This is a genomic window from Herbiconiux daphne (assembly GCF_024979295.1).
GTDB classification, from domain to species: domain Bacteria; phylum Actinomycetota; class Actinomycetes; order Actinomycetales; family Microbacteriaceae; genus Herbiconiux; species Herbiconiux daphnes.
Window position 1 is genome coordinate 305,228 of record NZ_JANLCJ010000004.1, and the last position, 22,721, is coordinate 327,948.

Below are 22,721 nucleotides of genomic sequence, written 5' to 3' on the forward strand. Positions count from 1 at the left end.
AGCGCATCCATTGCACTGACTGGGAAACCGGCCCACCAGACTTACAAACCCTTCCGCGATGCAACTCGCGGTGTCCAGAGCCGACTGACCAACGTTACACGAGCAACGCCGGCTTGTCGACCACCGCGGCGGCGGCATCCGGATGCCGCGGCCGATCAGACCCCGTCGGCCACCGTGAACCGCGTCAACGTGGGCGGCCCCGCCATCAGTGCCCCGAGCGGCGACGCCCCCTCGGGCGTGCCCCGGAACGCGCGGTAGGCGTCGTCGTGCTCGATCGATTGCCACCTCTCGACCAGCACGTAGTGGGCCGGGTCGTCGACGTCGACGACGACGTCGACTCCGAGAGACCCGTCGAACGCCCTCGTGGCGACGAGTGTCGAGCGGAGCACCGCTTCGACGCCGTCGAGTTCGTCGGCTTTGACGTGCAGGTCGAGCAGAGAGATCACTGTCATGGGCTCAGGCTATTCCTCACCGCACCGGCGCGGAACCGGCGGTCACGGTGTGAGCACCACCTTGATGCAGCCGTCTTGCTTCTTCTTGAAGATCTCGTACATGTGGGGCGCCTCCTCGAGCGACACCCGGTGCGTGACGAGGTCGTCGACGCCGAGCGGGTCGGCCGGGTCTTCGACCAGCGGCAGGATCTCGTCGCGCCAGCGGTGCACGTTGCATTGGCCCATGCGCAGGGTGATCTGCTTGTCGAACATCGTCATGAACGGCATCGGGTCGCCGGCACCGGCGTAGACGCCGCTCAGCGAGACGGTTCCGCCGCGTCGCACCGCATCGAGCGCGAGCAGCAGGGCGGCGAGCCGGTCGGCACCCACCGTGGTCATCGCCTTCTTCGCGATGGCGTCGGGCAGAAGGCCCACCGCGTACTGCGCGAATGCGGCGCCGGGGTTGCCGTGCGCCTCCATGCCCACGGCATCGACGATGGCGTCGGGGCCACGGCCGTCGGTCAGCTCGCGCAGGCTGTCGGCGACGTCGTCAGAGAGGTCGAGCGTCTCGATGCCGTGGCGCTCGGCCATGGCGCGGCGCTCGGGCACGGGGTCGACGGCGATCACGCGGTGGCCGAGGTGCTTGCCGATGCGGGCGACGAACTGGCCCACCGGGCCGAGCCCGATCACGCCGAGCACACCGCCCTCGGGCAGCTCGGCGTACTGCACACCCTGCCAGGCCGTGGGCAGGATGTCGCTCAGAAAGAGGTAGCGCTCGTCGGGCAGCTCGGTGCCCACCTTCAGAGCGTTGAAGTCGGCGAACGGCACCCGCAGCAGTTCGGCCTGGCCGCCCGGCACCGATCCGTAGAGCTCGGTGTAGCCGTAGAGGTCGGCGCCCGTGCCGTGCTCACGGTTCTGGGTGGTCTCGCACTGGGTGGTGAGACCCTTCTCGCACATGTAGCAGTGGCCGCACGCGATCACGAACGGGATGACGACGCGGTCACCGACCTGCAACTTCGTGATCGCCGATCCGACCGCGGTGACCACGCCCATCGGCTCGTGTCCGAGCACGTCGCCCTTCGCGAGGAAGGGCCCGAGCACGTCGTAGAGATGCAGGTCGGAGCCGCAGATCGCCGTCGAGGTGACGCGGATGACGACATCCGTCGGTTCTTCGATCACCGCATCGGGCACATCGTCGACGCGGACCTTCATCGTTCCCTGCCAGGTCAAAGCTCTCATGCTTCCGGCTTACGCCGGTCGGGCGGTTTGCGTGAGGGGGTTGACGAGTTCGCCCGCACGGGTCTACCGGTCGCGCGCCGAGGTGGTGCGGCGCGGCGAACGGGCGGATGCTTGGAGTGGCCGCCCGCCCTGGCCGGCCGGGAGAGGAACTGCGATGGCACTCGAACTCGGCGATGCGGTCATGCTGCACCGCGACCGCACCTACACGCTCACCTTCAGCGAGAACCCTCCCGAGTGGGCGATCGGCCGCGACGGACTGCTGTTCGGCTACCTCATCTTCATCTCGCCCGTCGGCGAAGGCGGCGAGCCGGTCTACGGCACCCGCCTGGTCGACGGCTCCCCCGGCAACGTCGAGGGCAGCGACTGGGACCAGATCGTGAAGGCGCTGATCAACGAGCACGACCCCGCCATCGAAGACCCCTTCAGCGGCTCGACGGGTGCGACACAGTAGGCGCGATTCCGCCCGAACCGTCAGCGTGCGCCCCGCCGCGCTCTCTCGGCGAACCGATCCAGCGCGTCGAGAACCTCAGCGGCTTGCCACAGGCGATTGCGTGCGCCCTGGTTGACGCGGCTGAGCACGCCGTCGGCCTCCAGTCGCTCGATGCCGAGAAGCGCGTTCGCCAGGGTCACCCCGCCCATGCGCGCGGCCGTGGTGCCATCGATCACCGGCTGCTCGGTCAAGACGTCCAGCAACCGATCGGCGAGCGAGCCCCGGCGCGACGTCGATCGCCGCGCCCAATCGGCTCGGATCGACGCGAGATCGGCGACCAGTTCTCGCCCGTTCGACACCGCGGCGAGCGAGGCATCCGCGAATTCCGACACGATCGGCTCGATGCTTCCCTCGCGATAGGCCGAGAGGGCGCGGAAGTAGCGACCGGTGTCGGCCAGCAGACCGCCGGACACCGGCACGGTGAGATGCCGCGTCGTGCCGCTTCGCCGCAGCAGGGCCTGAACGAGGGCGCGCCCCGTTCGCCCGTTGCCGTCGGGGAACGGATGGATCGTCTCGAACTGGGCGTGCACGATGGCGATCTGGCTGAGCAACGGCAGATCGGTGCGATCAGCGAAGGCCAGTAGGTCGTCGATGCCTTCCGCGACGCGTTCGTGATGGGGAGCCACGAAATCGGCCGAGTGGGGGCCGGCACCGCCGATCCAGACCTGTTCATGGCGAAAACTCCCCACGTGTTCCTGCTGCGAGTCACGCAGCAGCGCATCGTGCATGCGCACGATGGCGGTCGAGTCGAGGTGTTCGGCGAGCTCGAGCGCCGCGTGCATCGCCCTGACGTTGCCCAGGATCAGCCGCGCGTTGGGTGTGCTCTTCGCACCGAGCTCCGCGAGGGCGAGAGCGCGCGCTCCGCTCGAGAGGTTCTCGATCTCCGAGCTGGAGGCGCTCTCGCTGCGGAGCAGGATCGCGCTGAACGGCGCCGGGATGCGCCCGACCTCGGCGTCGAATCGCGAGAGCTCGGTGAGCGCTTCCTCCGCGCGCGCGGCGAGTGCGGAGTCGACGGTCGGTGTGAGTCGGGCGATGGTCGCCGGCACCGCGGCCGAGTACGGCCCGCGCGCCCGCAGCGATTGCCGGCGAGACGCGAACGGTGACGGTTCCGCCGCCCAGGGTCTCGGCTCGTAACCTACTGCCGGCCATCCACCGGGAGTCAGCGAGCTCCGCACATCCGCGATCATACGATCACCATACTATTGGTTATGGCGTAACCAATAGTATGGTGTCGACGTTGACTCGGCTGGCTCAGTCGGCCAGGTGCGGCACGACCTCGGCGGCGACGAAGTCGAGGTGGTCGAGGTCGCCCAGATCCATGATCTGCAGGTAGACGCGTTCGACGCCCTGGTCGCGTAGGGCGCCGAGCTTGTCGACGATCTCGGCGGGCGTTCCGGCCAGGCCGTTGGCGCGCAGTTCGCCGGGCTCGCGGCCGATCGCGGCCGCCCGGCGGCGGAACTCCGCCTCGTCGGCGCCGGCCACCGCGATGAGCGCGGCCGAGTAGACCAGGTCGTCGGGGTCGCGACCCAGTTCGTCGCAGGCGCGGCGAACGTTCTCGAACAAGCCCGGGATCGTGCCCGGGTCGGGGAACGGGGCGTTGAACTCGCTGGCGTGGCGGGCCGCCAGCAGCGGAGTGCGCTTCGACCCCTTGCCACCCACGATCACCGGCAGCGGCGACTGCACCGGCTTCGGCAGGGCCGGCGAGTTCTCGAGCGTGTAGTGCTCGCCCGCGAACGAATAGGTCTCGCCCCGCTCGGTGGCCCAGAGTCCCGTCACGATCTCGAGCTGCTCCTCGAGCAGGTCGAAGCGCTTCGGCGGGAACGGGATGCCGTAGGCCCGATGCTCCTCGTCGAACCATCCGGTGCCGAGCCCGAGTTCGGCGCGGCCGCCCGACATCTGGTCGACCTGGGCGACCTGCACGGCCAGGATACCGGGCCAGCGGAAGGTCACCGACGACACCAGGGTGCCCAGCCGGATGCGCTCGGTGTCGCGGGCGAGGCCGGCCAGGGTGGTCCAGGCATCCGTCGGTCCGTAGCCCGGGTCACCCGGCCCCATGCGCAGGTAGTGGTCGGAGCGGAAGAAGCCGTCGAAGCCGAGTCTCTCGGTGGCCCGGGCGACGGCGAGGAGGTCGTCGTAGCTCGCGCCCTGCTGGGGCTCGGTGAAGATTCTGAAGTCCACCCGACAACCCTATGTCGCGCGGGGCCGCTTGCCCGTGGCGCGCAGGGCGCCGGCCAGGCCCGCCCCGCTGAACACCAGGGTGGCCACCAGCACGACGCCGATGGGGAGGGTCCAGGCGCCGGTGGCGTCGTGCACGGCGCCCACGAGCGTGGGGGCGGTGGCGCCGAGGGCGTAGCCGACGCCCTGGATCATGGCCGAGAGCCGCCGTGCGTGCGTGCCCGAGAGCGACAGCTGCACGATCAGCATGAAGACGATGGTGATGCCGCCGCCCTGCGCGACGCCGCCGAAGAAGCCCCACGCGAGCCAGGCCTCGGGCGCCAGGATCATGCCGAGCGGAAAGCTGATCCACAGCACGGCCACACCGATGAAGGTCTTCGGGATGCCGATGCGCTGCGAGATCAGCGGCACACCGAGCGCTCCGACGACTGCCGCGATCTGGAAGATCGACGAGCTGGTGCCGGCCGCCGCCGCCGTGTAGCCCACCTCCTGCTCGAGGATTGTGGGGAACCACGCGGTGAGCCCGTAGTACGAGAACGCCTGCCCCGCGAACGCGAGCGCGAGCAAGATGGCCGAGAGATTGCGCCAGGTGCGCGGCTCGGGCGCGGCGAGCGGGATGCCGCGGGTGTCGATGGCCACCGTCTCGAACGCGCCGGTCTCGATGGCGGGCCGCACGGGCCCCCAGTGCAGCGCACGCTTCGGGCCGACCGCCACCAGCCAGGCCGCCGCGGCGAGCACGACGAACCCGAGCCAGGCGAGCAGCGCCCCGCGCCAGCCGAACAGCACGGCGAGCGGCACGGTCGCGAGCGACGTGATCATCGAGCTCACGTTCATCGCCGACGTGTACGCCCCGGTCACGATGCCCACCCGCTCGGTCGGCACGTCGCGCCTGATGATCACCGGAATGACCACGTTGCCGATCGTGATGAACGCCCCCATGATGATCGTGCCCGTGAAGGTGGCCTCCACTCCCCCGGCCGATCGCACGATCGAGCCGATGCCCACGCCGATGATCGCGACGGTGGTGGCGAAGTTCGCGCCCGCCTTGCCGACGAACAGCGACGCGAACGGCGTGATGAGCGCGAAGCACAGCACCGGCAGGCTGGTCAGCAGCCCGGCCTGGGCGGCGGTCATCGACAGGTCTTCGCTGATCTGGCCGGTGATCGGCGCGACGGCCACGAGCGGCCCGCGCAGGATGAACCCGATGAACACGATGCCGACCACGAGAGTCCAGGGGAACCCGTTGCGGGTCAGCCGGTTCATCGGCGCTTCCGGTTCATCTGCTGGTCTCGATTCCCGGGCCGCCGTCGGTCACCGCCAAGGGCGGTCCGTCTTCGGTGTTCTCGCGGGGTGCACCCTCGATCTTACGCGTAGCGTGAGAGTCGACCCGAAAGGACCTCATGCGCATACTCTTCGTCGGAGCCGGAGCCGTCGGCGGCTATTTCGGATCGCGACTGGCCGCGGCCGGGCGCGACGTGTCGTTCCTGGTGCACCGCGGGCGAGCGGAAGCGCTCCGCCGCGACGGTCTGCGGGTCGCCCTGGGCCCGGCCCCGGATGCCGCCACCGAGGTGTTGCACGACGTGCACGCCGTGGTGGCCGACGGGTCCACCCCGGTCGGCGGCCCCTTCGATGTGATCGTCGTGGCAGTGAAGGCCTATGCGCTCGACGCCGCCCTCGACGACATCGAGCCGTTCGTGGGGCCCGACACGATGGTGCTGCCGCTGCTCAACGGACTGCGTCACATCGACACGCTGGTCGCGCGATTCGGCGAGCACCGGGTGCTCGGCGGCCTGTGCGTGGTGGCCGCGCAACTCGACCCCGACGGCACGGTGCGGCTGCTCGCGCCGGGCGCGACCATCACCTACGGCGAGCTCGACGGATCGCTGTCGCCACGCATCCGGGCCCTCGACGAGCAGTTCCAGCTGCCTGCCCCCGCCGACGGCGGGTTCAAGGCGCGCGCGTCGCAGCAGATCGAGGCCGATCTGTGGTCGAAATGGGTGTTCCTCTCGTCGGGCGGGGCGGTCACCACGTTGCTGAACGGCACGGTCGGCCAGATCACGGCGACGCCGACCGGGCCCGAGACGGCACGGGCGATCGTGGCGGAGTGCGCGGCGGTGGCGGCGGCATCCGGGTTCGCGCTGCCTCCTCGATCGATCGAGGCGGTCGAACGCCAGGTGACCGAGCCCGGTTCGGGCTTCACGACCTCGATGTACCGCGACCTGCAGGCCGGCCGGCCCGTCGAGGCCGACGCCATCGTCGGCGATCTCGTGGCGAGGGCGGCGTCTCTCGGCGTCTCGGTGCCGTTGCTGTCGGCGGCCTACGCCCGCCTACGCGTCTATGTCGACGGCCGCGCCTAGGCGCCCGCTCGCGCCCAGGCGCCCGCTCGCTCGCACCCGATGCTGACGGCACCTCGCCGATTCGATCCCACCGGCCGCTGGCTACACTGGAGGCGGCGGGGGCTTCCCCCGACGCTCGAATGCCCTCCCGAGGGTCGGACAGCGCAGTCACGAGTTCCCAGCGCCGTCTGCACCCCCTTCTCCGCAAAGGTGCGTCATGTCAGTCCCCCCTCAGACCCTCGTCGACGCACTCCGCTCGACCGTCAGCCGTCACGGCAATGATCGAGGCGTTCGTTACTACGGCACTCCCACGTCGTCGGAGTTCATCGGCTACGCCGACATCGACCGGAACGCGCGCTCGATCGCCGTCAGCCTGATCGCCGCGGGGCACGAGGTCGGCGAGACGGCACTCATCGCCGTCTCGCCCGGCCTGGGGTGGGCCCCGGCCGTGTACGGCGTGATGTATGCCGGCCTCGGCTTCGTTCCGGCGCCCATCGCGGGGTACGGGTCGGCCGACAGCATCGCCGAGAAAGCCGCCGGGATCGGGCGAGCCGCCGAAGCCGGCCTGTTCGTGACCGACCGGCAGGCACTCGCCAAGCTTGGCGGGTCGCTGCCCGGATTCGAAGGTTCGACGGTGTTCGTCGAAGACCTCTTGGCCGATGGCGATGCGGATGCGTGGGTGCGACCCGACATCGACGGCGACTCACTCGCCTACCTGCTCTTCACCTCGGGCTCGACGGGTGACCCGAAAGGCGTGATCGCCGCTCACGGAAGCATCACGTCGACCTGCTTCGGCAACCGGCCCTTCTACGGCGACGTCGACGGCGACTCGACGATGGTGGGGTGGGCGCCACTGCACCACATCACGGGACTGTCGATCAGCCTCCTCATCCCGGCGACGATCGGCGTCGACACCGTCATCACGCCGACCGAGCAGTTTCAGCGCAGGCCGATCCTCTGGCTCCAGTTGATCAGCAAACATCAGGGCACGGTGAGCGCAGCGGGGAACTTCGCCTTCGCGCTGTGCACCCAGCTCGTGACCGACGAGCAGGTGGCCGATCTCGACCTGTCGAGCCTGCGAGCACTCATCTGCGGCAGCGAGCCGATCCTGCCGGGCACGATGCGGGCCTTCATCGAGAAGTTCGCGCCGGCCGGTCTCGCGCCCGACGTCATCGCGCCCTCGATGGGTCAGACCGAGTCGGGCCTCGTCTCGGCCAAGTTCGCGGGCGAGCCCCTGATCATCCGGCGGTTCGACCTGAAGGCGCTCGAATCCGGCGAACTCGTGCCGGCTGACGGGGAGGGAGACGACACCGTCGAGTGGGTCTCGTGCGGCCGCGTCGCAGACGACGTCACCATGAAGATCGTCGACCCCGAGACCCTCGAGGTGCTGCCGGATGGCCGCGTCGGCGAGATCTGGGTGTCGTCGTACATGGTGTCGCCGGGCTACTTCCACCGCCCGGAAGCCACCGCGGAGACCTTCGGCCTCTCCCTGCCGGGCGATGACCTGCCGTACCTGCGCACGGGTGACCTCGCGGCGCTCGTGGACGGACAGCTCTACGTCACCGGCCGGCTCAAGGAGATGATCATCATCCGGGGCCGCAACCTCTACCCGCAAGACATCGAGGCCGCAGCCCGAGCCGTCTCGCCCGCCGTCGGCATCGGGTCGGCCTTCGAGCTGACCGGTCACCCCTCCGCCGTGGGCCTCGTCTTCGAGGTCGACGACGAGACGGTCGCGACCTCCGGAGAGAGCCTGGAGTCGCTCGTGCAGCGGGTGAAGGACAGCCTGATGAGCACGTTCTCGCTGCCATCTCTCGCGATCGCGACACTGCCCGTGAATCACCTGCCGAGAACCGCCGGGGGAAAGGTGCGCCGCGGCCCCACCCGCATCGCGCTCGAATCAGGAGACCTCGCCGTGACCTCCAGCACAGGCTTCCGCAGCCCCGAGAGCGACTGAGCCGACAGGAATCCGCGCCCTAGGCGAGCTTGGGACGCGTCGGGGTGGTGGGCTTCGAGGAGGGCGACGCGGGCCGGTGCCGCACCGGCCGGGGCGAGGCGCCGCGAGCGGGCACCAGCCAGCCGATCTCGACCGGCCGACGGCGACGGGCGAGCGCGACGCCCGAGAGCAGGATGCTGGCGAGCAGCAGCGCCGCCATCACGAGGGCCGCGGTCACCACGGTGCCCGCGTCACCACCCGTGAGGATCGTCTGGATGCCCGAGACCGCGTAGCTCATCGGACTGATCGCGCTGATCACCTGGAACGGCCCCGACAGGATCTCGACCGGGTAGAGCCCGCCGGTCGCCGCCAGCTGCAGGGCGAGCAGCACGAGCGAGACGACCGCTCCGACGCGGCCGAAGGCCGTCGACAGCAGCTGGTGGAACGCGGTGAAGGCGAGCGCCACCAGCAGCGAGAAGCCGAGGGTCGCCGGCAGTGAACTCCACGCCACGCCCAGACCGATGTGCAGGAAGCCGACGAGCAGCACGACCTGCGCCGCAGCGATGCCGCCCGCTCGCGCGAAGGTGCGCGTGGTGAGCCGGGCGGTCGACGCCGAGCTGGCGAGCACGGCCCGCGAGAACGGCCGCAGGAACAGGAACACGGCGAGCGCGCCGATCCACAGCGCGGTCGGCACGAGGATGGTCGACACGACCTGCGAGATGTTCGAGACCTGGTTGACCGTGTTCACGTCGACCTTCACGGGCTGCGCGATCACATCGGCCGCGTTCGAGGTTCCGTCGGCGTCGCTCGACGCGTTGGCCGTGATCTGGTCGGCGCCCGACTGCAGCCCCGAGGCCAGGGTGCGGGCGCCGTCACCGAGCTGGGTCGCGCCGGTGCCGAGCTGCTGGGCGCCGGGCACGGTCTGCTGAACGCCGGTGGCGAGCTGGCTGACGCCATCGGCGAGACCGGATGCCCCGCTCGCGAGCTCGGGGCCGCCGGCGGCGAGCTGGTCGGCACCCGAGGCGAGCTGGGCGATGCCGCCGGGAAGACTGCCGAGCCCGGCGGTGCTGCTGATCAGCTGCGAGCCGCCCGGGCCGGTGGTGCTGAGACCCGCGAGGTAGCCCTGCGCGGTCGCGAGGGCCGTCTGCGCCTCGACCGAGACGGTGGGGTTGGTCTGGATCTCGGCGAGCGCGTTGTCGAGATTCTGCTTCGCCACGTCGACCTGGCCGACGTAGCCGGTGATGCCCGCCGGAAGCTGGGCGATCGGCGCCGTCTGTGCCGCGAGCTGGTCGAGCCCGGTCGCGAGCTGCGACACCCCGCCCGTGTAGGCGGTCACGCCGGTGCTCAGCTGCGTCGCGCCCGACGCGGCCGTCGCGGCGCCCGAACCGAGCTGGTTGAGCCCGTCGGCCAGTTGGCCGGCGCCGGTGGCGAGCTGGTCGGCACCGGAGGCGAGCTGGGTCGCTCCGCCCGCGGCATCCGAGAGGCTCGTGCCGACGCCGCCGAGGCCGGTGTAGAGCCCGTTGACGACGGTGGCGGTGATCTGCTGGCCGAAGCCCGACTGCACCGCCGAGGCGACCGTCGACGCCACGATGCCCGAGAGGTAGCCGTGTGCGTCGTCGGTGGTGATGTCGATGAGACCCTGCTTCGGGTCGGCGGTGGCGACGGTGTTGAGGGTGGCCGAGAAGTCTTCGGGAATGGTGAGCACCGCGTAGTAGGTGCCGTTCTCGAGCCCCTTCTGGGCGTCGTCGGAGTTCGTGGCCTGCCAGTCGAAGCCGGTCTCGCCGTCGCCGGTGAGCTCGGTGACGAGCCCGCGGCCGGCGAAGTTCGTGGTCTCGGTGCCGTCGGCGTTGGTGGTGGTGGTCATCTTGTCGTTGTTGACGATGGCGGCCGGAATGGTCGACAGGTTGGTGTCGGCGTTCGAGAGGGCACCGGCGAACAGGCCGTTCACGGCGAGCGGGGTGAAGATCACGCCCAGCACGGCGAGCACCACGATCGCGATGGTGGTGCGCCGGCGCGTGCGGGGGGTCGGCGTTGTGGTGGAGGCGCTCATCGGAGGCCCTTCTTCGAGGAGGAATCGGGGGCGGCGCTGCGGCCGCCGGAGGGGGAATCGGATGCCGCGGAGCGAGCCCCCGACGCGGCGAGGCCGCCCGGAGCGCGCCCGCTCGACGCGCCGACGGATGCCGCCAGGCCGCTCGGCGCCGCTGTGCCCGGGCCGTTCGAACCGGTCGGGTCGTTCGGGTCGCCCGCGTCGCTCAGCTCGATGCGGGTCAGCGCCCGGCCGCCCACGGTTGCCGCGTGCGTGGCGGGCTCCGACAGCACGCCGAGCACGAGGGTGATGTCGGGGCCGGCCACGGTCACCACGGCGCCCGCGAACGACGGGCTCGCGGGCTGCGCGAACTCGCCGTCACCGGCGTCGACCACCAGCACCGACGCTCCGTCGGCCACACCGAGCGACACCGCGAGCAGGGCGCTCGCCACCGGTGACAATTCGTCCATCGTGCGGTGCACGTCGATCGGCTGCTCGCCCTCGACCGACGACAACCCGGCGTTGATGCGCTGCACCAGGTGGTCGGCGCCGTCGCGGGGAACGCGCCGGAACCACGGGCGGCCGAGCCGCAAGCGCTCGTTGATGGCGTCGCCGACCGCGGTGGTCGCATCCGGTCGCCGCGATTCGAGGTCGACCAGGCTCACCCGCTTCGCCACGGCGCTCGCCTCGGAGGGCAGGCTGTGGCCGAGCACCTGCAGGTGCCCGCTCTCGGGCGTGATGCGCCCGGCGATCGCGGCGCCGACGAGCCGGCGAGCGGCGGTCGGGCCGGTGATCACGGCGACCGATCCGGCCGGCACGGCGAACGAGACCGGCGCGCCCGCACCCTCGACGGCGAGTTCCTCGGCGGTGATGGCGTCGGCGGTGTGCTGCGCGGCCCACTCGGTCTCGTCGATGTGGTCGCGCAGACCCTCGCCCTCGACGTCGACGTTCGGCAGGATGCGCCCGAGCCACTTCGGCAGGTACCAGGCCCGGTCGCCGAGCAGGGTCATGATGGCCGGCACGAGTGTCATGCGCACCAGGAAGGCGTCGACGAACACGCCCACCGCGAGCGCCAGGGCGATGGCCTTGATGGCGCCCTCGCCCTCGGGCACGAAGGCGAAGAACACGAAGAACATGATGAGCGCGGCCGCCGTGACGACCCGGGCGCCGTGCTGGAAGCCGACGCGCACGGCGCGCCGGGCATCCTTCGTCTTCACGTACTCCTCGCGCATGCCCGACACCAGGAACACCTCGTAGTCCATCGCGAGGCCGAACAGGATGGCCATCAGCAGGATCGGCAGGAAGCTGATGATGGGCCCCTGCGAGTGCACGCTCAGCAGGTCGGCCAGCCAGCCCCACTGGAACACCGCCACCGTCACGCCGAACGAGGCGCCGACCGAGAGGGCGAACCCGAGGGCCGCCTTGACGGGCACCGCGATGGAGCGGAACACCATGGCGAGCAGCAGGATCGAGAGGCCGATCACCAGGATGCCGAACGGGATGAGTGCGTTCGAGAGCTGGTTCGACACGTCGATGGCGACCGCGGTCTGGCCGCTCACCGTGAACGGGGTGCCGTATTGGTCGTCGACCTCGCCCTTCATGTCGCGCAGCCGCTCGACCAATGCTTTCGTGGCGGGGTCGTCGGGCGCGGTGGTGGGCACCACCTGGAAGATCGCGGTGTCGAGCGTCTCGTCGGGAATGCCGGGGCCCACCGTCGCGACGCCGTCGACCGCCTCGAGGTCGGTGCGGATGCCCTCGAGCACGTTCTGGATGTCGGTGGTCTGCGTGATGTCGGCCACCACCACGATCGTGCCGTTGTAGCCGGCGCCGAACTTGTCGGCGATGGTGTCGTAGGCCGTGCGCGACGAGCTGCCCTCGGGCTGCGACGCCGCGGTCGGCAGGTTGAGGTCGAGGCTGAACGCCGGGATCGACACGACGCCGAGCAGCCCGATCACCGCGACGATGAACACGATCGGCGCCTTCATGACGAGCCGCACCCAGCGGCCGCCGAGGGAGGGCTTGGCCGGTTTCGCGGGTTTCGCGGGCGTGGCCGGCGCGCCCTGCGCCGCCGCGGTGGCCGGCGTGCCCTGGGCAGCCGCGGTCGTCTCCTCGTCGTCGTGCGACGCCTCGGCGATCGCGCGGCGCGCGGCCCGCGACCCGGGCTTGGCGGCGAGCCTGCCCTTGGCGATGCCCATGATGGCGGGCAGCAGCGTGATGGCGATGCTCACGGCGGCGAACACGGCGAAGGCCGCGGCGACGCCCATCACCGAGAGGAACGGGATGCCGACCACCAGCAGGCCGAGCAGCGCGATGATCACCGTGAGACCGGCGAACACGACCGCGGCGCCGGCGGTGGCCACGGACTGGGCCGCCGACTCCTCGGGACCCATCCCCCGCGCGAGCTGGGATCGATGCCTCGACAGAATGAACAGCGCGTAGTCGATGCCGACCGCGAGACCGATCATCACGGCGAGCATCGGGGCGGTGCTCGACACGCTCGTGAACGCGGCCACCACCGAGATGCCCGCGAACGACACGCCCACGCCGATCAGCGCCGACAGCAGCGGCAGGCCCGCCGCGAGCAGCGAGCCGAACGTGATGAACAGCACCACTCCGGCGAAAAGCACGCCGAGGCCCTCGGTGATGGTGATGCCGAAGGTCTGGTTCGAGAACACCTCGCCGCCGTACGAGACGGTCATGCCGTCGGCGTCGAGGGTGTCGCCCGCGGTGGTCACCTGCTCGAGGGTGGCGTCGGTGACATCCGTCGCCGGCCCGTCGAACTGCACCTTCACGAGGGCGGTCGTGCCGTCTTCGGAGATCGCGTTCGTGGCATATTCGGAGTAGGGCGAGATGACCGCGGAGACCTGGTCGAGGTCGGCGAGGTCGTCGGCCACGTCGCTGATCTGCTGCTTGACGGTGTCGTCGTTGACGCTCTGGCCGTCGGGTGCGACCACCACCACCGTGGCCGCCGCACCGGCCGCCGAGGGGAACAGGTTCTCGAGCTTGTCGATGGTCTGCTGCGACTCGGTGCCCGGGATGGTGAAGCTCTCCTGGGTCTGGCCGCCGAGCAGCATGCCCCCACCGAGCAGTGCGCCGAGGATCAGCACCCAGGCCGCGACGACATACCAGGCTTTGCGAAAGGCGAATCGTCCGATTCGGTAGAGCAGTGTCGCCACGGGAGGGCTCCTCGGTGATCTCGGGTGTTGTGTTCGGGGGTGGTGCCTGGGGTGGTGTTCGGTCGCCGGTTTCGTCGATCCGCGGTCAGGCGGAAAGGCCGGTGATGAGTTCGGACACGACGTCGATGAGAGCCTCCCTGATCTCGTCGACGGATTCGATCTCAGCGGTGCTCGGGCGCGCGGCCACGAGGACGTAGGCGGCGCCCGCGAGGGCGACACCGAGACGGATGCGCTGCTTGGTGGTCGGCAGCTCCGACATGAACGACTCGCCGATGCGGTCGATGTAGCCGCGGGCCGCGTCGATGGCCGGGATGTCGGCGAGCGTCTGACCCTGGTTGATGATGATGTGTGCCGCGAGACGGTGCTCGAGCAGCAGGTCGACGAACTCCTCCACGAACGCCGCACGCAGTTCGTCGCTCGACGCGCGGGCGACGACCGAGTCGAGGAACTCGCCGAGCTCGCTCAGCGCGGGCGCGAGCGACTCCTCGAGCAGGGCCTCCTTCGACCGGAAGTGGTAGAGCACGCTCGACTTCGAGTAGCCGGCCGCGTCGGCGATCTGCTGCAGGCTCGTGCCGGCGTAGCCGTTCTCGGCGAACATCTGCAGGGCGATCAGGCGCAACTCAGCGTTCACATCGTTCTGGATGCGCGGAATCGGCTGAATCGAAGACACGTTCCGACCCTAATCTGACCGATCGGTCAGCGCCTGCACGATCGGTCAGATTAGGAGATTTCTGTCAGGTTCAGGCAGTTGGCGGCATCCGCCGGTCGCGGGTCAGAAGCCGGCCACCGGATGCGCGCGGTAGGGCGCGTCGAGGCGCGCGAGCTCGTCGTCGGTGAGCGACAGCTCGAGCGACGCGACGGCGTCGTCGAGGTGCTCGGGCTTCGAGGCGCCCACGATCGGCGCCGAGACCACCGGATGCCGCGACACCCAGGCCAGCGCCACCTGCGCGCGGCTCACTCCGCGCTCGGCCGCGATCGCCGCCACGGTCTCGACGATCTCGCGGTCGCCCAGGTCGGCCGAGTAGAGGGTCTTGCCGAACTCGTCGGTCTGCGACCGGGCGGTGGTGTCGTGCCAGTCGCGCGTGAGCTTGCCGCGCGCGAGCGGGCTCCACGGAATCGCGCCGATCTTCTCGTCGGCGCAGAGCGGATACATCTCACGCTCCTCTTCGCGGTTGAGCAGGTTGAAGTGATCCTGCATCGACACGAACCGCGACCATCCGTTGGTCTGCTGCAGGTGCAGGGCCTTGCTGAACTGCCAGGCCCACATCGACGACGCGCCGAGATAGCGCGCCTTGCCGGCCTTGACCACGTCGTGCAGCGCCTCGAGGGTCTCTTCGATCGGCGTCGCGGCATCCCAGCGGTGAATCTGGTAGAGGTCGACGTAGTCGGTGCCCAGGCGGCGCAGGCTCGCGTCGATCTCGGTGAAGATGGCCTTGCGCGAGAGGCCGCCGCCGTTGGGCGACCGGCGCATCACGCCGTGCACCTTCGTGGCGATGACGATCTCGTCGCGATCGGCGAAGTCGGCCAGTGCGCGGCCCACGATCTCTTCGCTCGACCCGTCGGAGTAGACGTTCGCCGTGTCGAAGAAGGTGATGCCGGCGTCGACGGCCTGGCGGATGAGGGGGCGGCTCTGCTCTTCGGGCAGGGTCCAGGCGTGGTTGCCGCGGTTCGGGTCGCCGTAGGTCATGCAGCCGAGGGCGATTGCCGAGATGTCGAGGCCGGTGTTGCCGAGCTTGGTGTACTTCACGTCACGCCTCCGGGGTGGCGACGTGGTCGCGCCAGCTGTGCTGCGGGGCATACCAGAGCATGCGCCGCGCCTTGTCGATGCCGAGCAGCGTCTCGACGCCCTCCACCGGGCGCGTGAACGGCACCGAGGCGAAGTAGCGGGCGGCGAGCTCGGCCGAGGGCGTCGACATCACGGTGTCGGCGGCGGCGATGATGAACGCCTCGAAGCCGGTGATGGTGCTCTCGAGCGCCAGCCGCACCGCCTGTGCGCCGTCGCGGGCGTCGATGTAGCCCCAGGCGTTCCACGCGCGGCTCGGCGGGTCGCTCTCGAACGCGGGGAACGCCGCGTAGTCGGCCTCGTCCATGACGTTCGAGAAGCGCAGCCCGATGAGCTTGAGGTCGGGGTTCCAGCGGGTGAAGTGCCGCGCCATCTCCTCCTCCACCGCCTTGCCGAGGGAGTAGGTCGACTGCGGGCGCACCGGGTAACCCTCGTCGACCGGGAAGGTCGGCGGCGGGGTCTCCCCGAACGGCAGCCCCAGAACGGTCTCGCTCGACGCCCAGACCACGTTGTCGATGCCGGCGGCCTGCGCCGCGGCGAACACGTTGTAGGTGCTCGGCACGTTGTTGGCGAAGGTCGCCGAGTTGGTCAGCAGGCCCGGTGCCGGAATGGCGGCCAGGTGCACCACGGCGTCGACCTCGCTGTAGCGGTCGTCGACCGACGTGAACGCCTCGAGCACCTGGCCGTAGTCGCTCAGGTCGATGCGCACGAACTGCGCCCGGGCATCCGGATGCGTCGAGGGCGCCCGATCGAGGTTCACCACGTCGTAGCCGTGGTCGAGCAGGTGGGTCACCACCGCCCGGCCGAGCTTTCCGCTTCCTCCAGTGACGACGATGCGTGTCATGTGTGCTCCTCGGGTCGGGGTGTGGTTCCAGTATCCCGCGGGAGCCCTCGCGGGGCTCGCGCCGGGCTTGCGTTGGGCTCGCGCGGGGCTTCCGCGGGCCTCTTGCTGCCTCGCCGCTAGGCTGACCGCATGGCCGTCGTCGCATCCGTTCTGGTAGGGCTCGCCGCCCTGCTCCACGTCTACATCTGGTACATGGAGAGCCTCGCCTGGCGCACCCCCGCCATCTGGAAGCGCTTCGGACTCGCCAGCCAAGCGGATGCCGACACCACCGCTCCCCTGGCCTACAACCAGGGCTTCTACAACCTCTTCCTCGCCATCGGCGCGGGCCTCGGCGTCATCCTCTACTGGGCGGGCGCTCGTGACGCCGGCTTCGCCCTCGCGGTGTTCTCGGCGGCATCCATGTTCGCGGCCTCGCTCGTGCTGCTCTCGACCGGCCGCTCCCGCCTGCGCGCCGCCGCGACCCAGGGCACGCTGCCCCTGCTGGGCCTGATCTTCTTCGTGCTGAGCTAGCGGCACCCCCACCCACCCCGCGAGAAGTCAAATCTCGCTCCAAATCCGCCCTCCAAGCACCCAAAAGTGACTTCTCGAGGGGGTGGGAGGGGGCAAAGAGGGTGGGCGGGGTCGACCAGGGTGCGCGACTGGACGAGGGTGCCGCGAGCCGCGCCGGCCGTCCCGCGAGAAGTCAACAGCACGCCCACCCCCGCGAGAAGCCAATACTTGGTGCAAGTTCGCGCTCGAAGCAGCTGAACGTGACTTCTCGGGAGGGGTGGGGAACGGGGGCGCAGGCTGCAGGCCGCGCTCGACGACCCAGGCTGAGCGCGTGGCCGCGCAGCGACCGCGTGCTCAGGTGTCGCGGCGCGCCGCAGAGGCGGCGGCGCGCCCGGTTGCAGCCGCGCGCAGCACGGCCGCAACCGCAGCCAGCCAGCCAGCCGGTCAGCCCGCGATCTCGCGGCGGTTGCGGCGGCGCTCGCGGGTGCCCTCGACGAGGTTGTAGAGCACGGGCAGCACGATCAAGGTGAGGAGCGTCGATGACACGAGGCCGCCGATGACGATGATCGCGAGGGGCTGCGAGATGAAGCCGCCGTGGCCGGTGAGGCCGATGGCCATGGGCAGCAGCGCGAAAATCGTGGCGAGCGCCGTCATGAGGATGGGCCGCAATCGACGGCTCGCCCCTTCGACCAACGCCTCGCGCACGGGCAGACCCCGGCCTCGATATTGGTTCACGAGGTCGACGAGCACGATGGCGTTCGTCACCACGATGCCGATCAGCATCAGCACGCCGATGATCGACGGCACACCGAGCGGGATGCCCGTGATCACCTGCAGCGCCACCGCGCCGGTGGCCGCGAACGGAATCGAGACCAGCAGCAGGATCGGCTGCAGCAGGCTCTTGAACGTGGCCACCATGACGACGTAGACGATCAGGATGGCGACCAGCAGCGCGATGCCGAGCTGCGAGAACGCGTCGGACTGATCGGTCACCACGCCACCCACGGTCGCCGTCGCTCCCGCCGGCAGCTCGACGTCGGCGAGTGCCTGCTGCACCTCCGCGCTGGCGGTGCCGAGGTCTTCGCTGTTCGGCGTGACCGACACGGTCGCCGTGCGCACCCCCTTCACCGTGGTGATCGCGGCCGGACCGTCGACGATCGACACCGTCGCGAGCGACGAAAGTGGCACGACCCCCGCGACAGTCGGGATCTGCAGGTTCGACAGCGCGTCGACCGTGGTGGGCGGGTTGTCGGCCGCGATGTAGATCGTGTAGTTGGTGTCGTCGATGACGATCGATCCCACGGTGGTGGGCTGCATCGCCTGCGAGACGATCCCGCCGACCGCCACCTCGTTGAGTCCGGCCTGCGCGGCCTTTGCCCGGTCGACCGCGACCTGCACGTAGGGCCGGGAATCGGTGAGGTTGCTCGAGGCCTGCTTGACGGCATCCAGCGCTTGCATGCTGGTGAGCACCGCGGCGGCGGCCGTGCCGAGGTCGGTCTGGTTGGTTGCGGTCACGTCGACGGCGATGTCGGAGTTGCCCCCGAAACCGGCCGACGCCGAAACCGAGATCTCGCCCGCGTCGGGCAGCTTCTCGAGTTCGGTGCGCACGGTGTCCTGCAGGGCGTCTTGGTCGACGTCGTCGTCAGTGGTGATGTTGTAGGTGATGGCACTGTCGCCGCCGCCCACGAACGCGTCGCGAAGCGCCGACCCGCTCGAGCCGATGGTGAGCTGCACGGTCGCGATGCCGTCGATGCCCTCCAGCGCCGATTCGACGTCGGATGCCGCGGCCGATTGCGCATCGAGGCTCGACCCGACCGGCACGGTCTGGGTGACGGTGAAGGTGTTCTGGCCGCTGGAACCGAGGAAGTTGGTCTTCATCAGCAGCGTCAGCGGCAGGGTGCCGACGAGCACCACGATCGCGATGACGATGGTGACGACCGAGTGCTTGAGCGTCCAGGTGATGATGGGCAGATAGCGGCGCTGCAGGGCGGTGAGCGGCTCTTCGTCGATCGTCGCCTTGTTGTGGTTGCGCTCGCGCCGCGTCGGGGCGGGCGCCACGGCGACTGCGGCGGCGGGCACGGCGGCCGCGCCGCCCGGCGCCGCGTGGGCGGGCACGTGCTCAGCGGCTGCCGCGTCGTCAGGCGCGAGCCCGGCCGCGTGCGCGGGAGCGTGCGAGGAGTCAGGGGCGGCAGAGGTCGCACCGGCATCCGTCGAGGCGAGGGCGGCGGCATCCGTCGGCGCAGCCGGGGCGGCACCCCGCGAGGCGCCCTTCGGCTTCGGCGGGCGCACGAACCAATAGGCCAGCACGGGCACGATGGTGAGCGCCACGAGCAGCGACGCGAGCAGCGCGATCGTCACCGTCAGCGCGAACGGCCGGAACAGCTCGCCGGTGGTGTCGCCCACGAAGGCGAGCGGCAGGAACACGGCGACGGTGGTGATGGTCGAGGCGGTGATGGCGCCGGCGACCTCGCGCACGGCGTCGACGATAAGGGCCGAGCGCGCGGCGCCCGACTCCTTCGGCGTGAGCCCGCGCGGGTCGAGCGTCGATAGGTGTCTCTTGATGTTCTCGATCACCACGATCGAGTCGTCGACCACGCGGCCGATGGCGATGGTGAGCGCGCCCAGCGTGATGATGTTGAGCGTGTAGTTCGCCGTCTGCAGTCCGATGAAGGTGATGAGCACCGACGTCGGAATCGAGATGGCCGTGACGATCGTCGACCGGATCGACAGCAGGAACACGAACACCACGAGCACCGCGAAGAACAGCCCGAGCAGGCCCTCGGTGGCGAGCGACTCGATCGACTGCTGAATGAAGGGCGCCTGGTCGAACACGACGGTGAAGGTCGCACCGGGCAGGGCGCTCTCGAGCTGGGGCAGCAGGTCGCGCACGCCCTTCGACACCTCGACGGTGTTGGCCGAGGGCAGCTTGGTGATCGAGATCGTCAGGGCGTCTTCGCCGTTGACGCGCGAGATCGAGGTCACCGGGTCGTCGACGAGGGCGACGGATGCCACCTGCCCGATCGTCACCGGAGTGCCGTCGCCGTTCAGCGCCGGCAGCGGCAGCGCAGCGATGTCGTCGGTCGAGGTGAGCTTCGAGCCCGCCTGCACGGAGTAGCTCTGGCCGTCTTGCGTCAGGGTGCCCGCAGGGATCAGCTGGCCGTTGGTCGAGATCGCGTCGCTGATGTTCTGCGTCGTGACGCCCGTGATGGCGAGCGACTCGGGCGACGGGGTGATGGTGACCCGCTGGCCGACCTGTCCCAGCACCTCCGCGGCGCGCACGCCCTCCACCTCTTCGAGGTCGGGAACCGCGGATGTCTCGAGCTGCTGCGCGAGGGTCTTGGTGTCTTCGCCCGTCACGGCGATCGAGATGATGGGCAGGTCGTTGATGCTGCCCGACAGCACCTGCGGGTCGAGGTCTTCGGGCAGCGTCGACTTGATGCGATTGATCGCCTGCGTCATCTTCTGCTCGGCCGTGGCGAGGTTGGTGCCGTAGGTGAAGGTCGCCGAGATGATCGACAGGTTCGTGCTGCTGGTGGCGCTCGTGGTCTCGATGCCCTCGACGCCCTGGATGGCGCTCTCGATCGGCGTCGAGACGTCGTCGTTCACGACCTCGGGGCTCGCGCCCGGGTAGGTCGTGAGCACGGCGAGCTGGGGGAACTCGATCGACGGGATCAGCTCCTGCTTCAGGCTGGTGAGCGCCAGGCCGCCGAACACCGCCACCACGATCGTGACGAGGGCGATCAGCGCACGGTTCTTCATGCTCAGAACGGCGAGAAAATGCACGTTGTCGACTCCCTCTGAAACGGCTAGGTCGCTTAACTATCGCATCCTCACCCGAACGCTCCTGACGGGCGCAGACGCCCCGGTTAGGGTGGGCAGATGCTCACCGCAGGAGTCGATCTCGCCGCCGAGGCCAAGGGCACCGCCCTCGCCCTCATCGACTGGTCGAATCAGGGCGCGACGCTCGTCGGTCTGACGGCCGGCGCGGATGACGCCACCATCGTCGATGCGGCGCTCGGGCACGGGGTGGCGAAGCTCGGCATCGACTGCGCACTCGGCTGGCCCGACGAGTTCGTGCGCTTCGTGGCGGCGCACGCCCGCCACGAGTCGTCGCCCGCGGTCGACGGCGGCATGGACTGGCGCCGCAGCCTCGCCTATCGGCAGACCGACCGCGAGGCGCGCCGCATCACCGGTCGGTGGCCGCTGAGCGTGTCGACCGATCGGCTCGGTCTCACGGCGATGCGCTGCGCCGGCCTGCTCGCGAGGCTCGAGGCCCGCGGCGTGGAGGTCGACCGGGCGGGCGGCGGACTCGTGGTGGAGGTGTACCCGGGCGCCTCGCTGCGACTCTGGGGGTTCGACACCGCGGGATACCGCACCGACACCGACGCGCGCTCCGCCCTGCTGCAGCGTCTCGCCGAAGCCGCGCCCTGGCTGTCGCTCGCGCCGTTCGCCGAGCTCATGGTGACCTCGGGCGACGCCTTCGACGCCGTCATCGCAGCCCTCGCCGCGCGCAACGCCGCCCTCGGCCTCTACGCACCCCCGCCCCTGTTCTACCTCGCCCGCGCCCGCCGCGAGGGCTGGATGGCGCTCCCCTCGAGCACCCTCGCCGACCTGCCGGCCCCGCCCGCCGCGTAGCCGTCGGCCCGCCGCGTAGCCGTCGGCCCGCCGCACCCTGCACCCCGCCCACCCGGGCCGGCCCAGCCGTCACCTTCGCGAAGGTCGCGACTCACACGCAGCCGCGCAACGACTACAGCCAGCCGCGCCGCTTGAAGATCTTGTAGAGGGCGAAGCCGAGGCCGAGCATGAGGGCGAGGGCGAACGGGTAGCCGAGCAGCCAGTGCAGCTCAGGCATGTACTCGAAGTTCATGCCGTAGATCGTGCCCACGAGGGTGGGCGTGAACAGAATGGCCGCCCACGACGAGATCTTCTTGATCTCGTTGTTCTGATCCTGTCCGACGAGGGTGGTGTGCACCATGAGCGCGTTCTGCAGCAGCTGCCGGAACGAGTCGGCCCGCTCCACGATCCGCAGCACGTGGTCGTGCACGTCTCGCAGGTTGTCGCGCAACTGGGTGTCGGCGTCGTGCTCGGCGAGCGCATCCCTCAGTGTCTCGAGGATGTCGGAGAGCGGATGCGTCGCGCGCTGGAACGCCATCACCTCGCGCGAGAGCTGGTAGATGCGCTTCGACACCTCCTGGTCGCCGTTGAACAACTGGTCCTCGATCTCGTCGATGTCATTCTCGAGGCCGTTGATGACGGGAGAATACTCGTCGACGATCTGGTCGAGCACGGCGTAGAGCACCGCGAGCGGTCCCTTCGCGAGCAGCGCCGGGTCGTTCTCGAGCCGCTTGCGCACCTGGGCGAGATCGGGCGACTCGGCGTGCCGCACGGTGATGACGTAGTCGAGCCCGAGAAAGACGTGCAGCTCGCCGAACTCCACCCGCTCGTCGGCGTCGATGTAGCGCGCCGGCCGCAGGGCGAGAAAGGTCGACGACCCGTACTTCTCGATCTTCGCCCGCTGGTGGCCTGCCAGGGCGTCTTCGACGGCGAGCGGCGGCAGGTCGAACTCCTTCGACACCGCGTCGAGCTCGTCGGGGCCGGGCCGGTAGAGGCCGATCCAGGCGAAGCCGGCACGGGCACGCATCACCTCGAACGTCTCGTCGAGGTTCTCCGGATCGGCGGTGCGACGCCCCGCCACATAGACCGCGTTGTCGACGATCACCACGTCTTGCCTCCTCGCGTGCGATTCCTGTGCTGAGAGTACTTCGCTGCGGCTGGGTACTCGCCGTTGTATCGTTACAG

General features: G+C 69.9%; 17 protein-coding genes. 5 read left to right on the forward strand and 12 right to left on the reverse strand.

What is annotated here, in order from left to right; all coding sequences use genetic code 11:
- Positions 1–155: 155 nt before the first annotated feature.
- Positions 156–452, reverse strand: a complete 297-nt coding sequence (locus tag N1032_RS12730) for a putative quinol monooxygenase (protein WP_259539464.1) — start codon at positions 450–452, stop codon at positions 156–158.
- Between the two features lie 42 nt (positions 453–494).
- Positions 495–1,670, reverse strand: a complete 1,176-nt coding sequence (locus N1032_RS12735; protein ID WP_259539465.1) for an alcohol dehydrogenase catalytic domain-containing protein — start codon at positions 1,668–1,670, stop codon at positions 495–497.
- A gap of 154 nt (positions 1,671–1,824) precedes the next feature.
- Between N1032_RS12735 and N1032_RS12740 the strand changes: the two genes are divergently transcribed.
- A complete protein-coding gene (locus tag N1032_RS12740; RefSeq protein ID WP_259539466.1) occupies positions 1,825–2,121 on the forward strand; it encodes a hypothetical protein in 297 nt (98 codons plus the stop codon).
- A gap of 20 nt (positions 2,122–2,141) precedes the next feature.
- Here the strand turns inward: N1032_RS12740 and N1032_RS12745 are convergent, their stop codons facing one another.
- The 3 genes from N1032_RS12745 to N1032_RS12755 all read right to left on the reverse strand — a co-directional run bounded on the left by N1032_RS12745 (position 2,142) and on the right by N1032_RS12755 (position 5,598).
- The gene (locus N1032_RS12745; protein WP_259539467.1) at positions 2,142–3,347 is read right to left on the reverse strand and encodes a Fic family protein; all 1,206 of its coding nucleotides are present in this window, start codon (positions 3,345–3,347) and stop codon (positions 2,142–2,144) included.
- A 64-nt stretch (positions 3,348–3,411) separates the two neighbouring features.
- Positions 3,412–4,338 (reverse strand): LLM class F420-dependent oxidoreductase, encoded by a 927-nt coding sequence (locus N1032_RS12750; RefSeq protein ID WP_259539468.1) that lies wholly within the window; start codon positions 4,336–4,338, stop codon positions 3,412–3,414.
- A 9-nt stretch (positions 4,339–4,347) separates the two neighbouring features.
- A complete protein-coding gene (locus N1032_RS12755) occupies positions 4,348–5,598 on the reverse strand; it encodes an MFS transporter (protein ID WP_259539469.1) in 1,251 nt (416 codons plus the stop codon).
- Between the two features lie 137 nt (positions 5,599–5,735).
- Here N1032_RS12755 and N1032_RS12760 point away from each other — a divergent pair, with 137 nt between their 5' ends.
- Both N1032_RS12760 and N1032_RS12765 read left to right on the forward strand, forming a co-directional pair.
- Positions 5,736–6,692, forward strand: a complete 957-nt coding sequence (locus N1032_RS12760) for a ketopantoate reductase family protein (protein ID WP_259539470.1) — start codon at positions 5,736–5,738, stop codon at positions 6,690–6,692.
- Between the two features lie 196 nt (positions 6,693–6,888).
- Entirely contained in the window at positions 6,889–8,625 is a 1,737-nt protein-coding gene (locus tag N1032_RS12765) for an AMP-binding protein (RefSeq protein ID WP_259539471.1), read from the forward strand.
- Positions 8,626–8,644: 19 nt separating this feature from the next.
- On the opposite strand, the gene N1032_RS12770 is transcribed toward N1032_RS12765, so the two are convergent.
- The 5 genes from N1032_RS12770 to N1032_RS12790 form a co-directional block, all read right to left on the reverse strand.
- Positions 8,645–10,654 (reverse strand): YhgE/Pip family protein, encoded by a 2,010-nt coding sequence (locus N1032_RS12770; RefSeq protein WP_259539472.1) that lies wholly within the window; start codon positions 10,652–10,654, stop codon positions 8,645–8,647.
- On the reverse strand, positions 10,651–13,806 hold the full coding sequence (locus N1032_RS12775) for an MMPL family transporter (protein ID WP_259539473.1): 3,156 nt from the start codon (positions 13,804–13,806) through the stop codon (positions 10,651–10,653). Before N1032_RS12775 ends, N1032_RS12770 begins: the two co-directional genes overlap by 4 nt.
- Before the next feature lie 85 nt (positions 13,807–13,891).
- Positions 13,892–14,476, reverse strand: a complete 585-nt coding sequence (locus tag N1032_RS12780) for a TetR/AcrR family transcriptional regulator (RefSeq protein WP_259539474.1) — start codon at positions 14,474–14,476, stop codon at positions 13,892–13,894.
- Positions 14,477–14,578: 102 nt separating this feature from the next.
- Positions 14,579–15,553 (reverse strand): aldo/keto reductase, encoded by a 975-nt coding sequence (locus N1032_RS12785; RefSeq protein WP_259539476.1) that lies wholly within the window; start codon positions 15,551–15,553, stop codon positions 14,579–14,581.
- A 1-nt stretch (position 15,554) separates the two neighbouring features.
- On the reverse strand, positions 15,555–16,433 hold the full coding sequence (locus N1032_RS12790; protein WP_259539478.1) for an NAD-dependent epimerase/dehydratase family protein: 879 nt from the start codon (positions 16,431–16,433) through the stop codon (positions 15,555–15,557).
- 129 nt (positions 16,434–16,562) lie between these two features.
- On the opposite strand from N1032_RS12790, the gene N1032_RS12795 reads away from it, so the two are divergent.
- A complete protein-coding gene (locus N1032_RS12795) occupies positions 16,563–16,943 on the forward strand; it encodes a DUF1304 domain-containing protein (protein WP_259539479.1) in 381 nt (126 codons plus the stop codon).
- 423 nt (positions 16,944–17,366) lie between these two features.
- On the opposite strand, the gene N1032_RS12800 is transcribed toward N1032_RS12795, so the two are convergent.
- Entirely contained in the window at positions 17,367–20,705 is a 3,339-nt protein-coding gene (locus N1032_RS12800; protein WP_259539480.1) for an efflux RND transporter permease subunit, read from the reverse strand.
- 96 nt (positions 20,706–20,801) lie between these two features.
- Between N1032_RS12800 and N1032_RS12805 the strand changes: the two genes are divergently transcribed.
- Positions 20,802–21,557, forward strand: a complete 756-nt coding sequence (locus N1032_RS12805) for a DUF429 domain-containing protein (RefSeq protein ID WP_259539481.1) — start codon at positions 20,802–20,804, stop codon at positions 21,555–21,557.
- Positions 21,558–21,669: 112 nt separating this feature from the next.
- Here the strand turns inward: N1032_RS12805 and corA are convergent, their stop codons facing one another.
- Complete coding sequence (gene corA, locus N1032_RS12810) at positions 21,670–22,644, reverse strand: magnesium/cobalt transporter CorA (protein WP_259539482.1); 975 nt, start codon at positions 22,642–22,644, stop codon at positions 21,670–21,672.
- Positions 22,645–22,721: the final 77 nt, after the last annotated feature.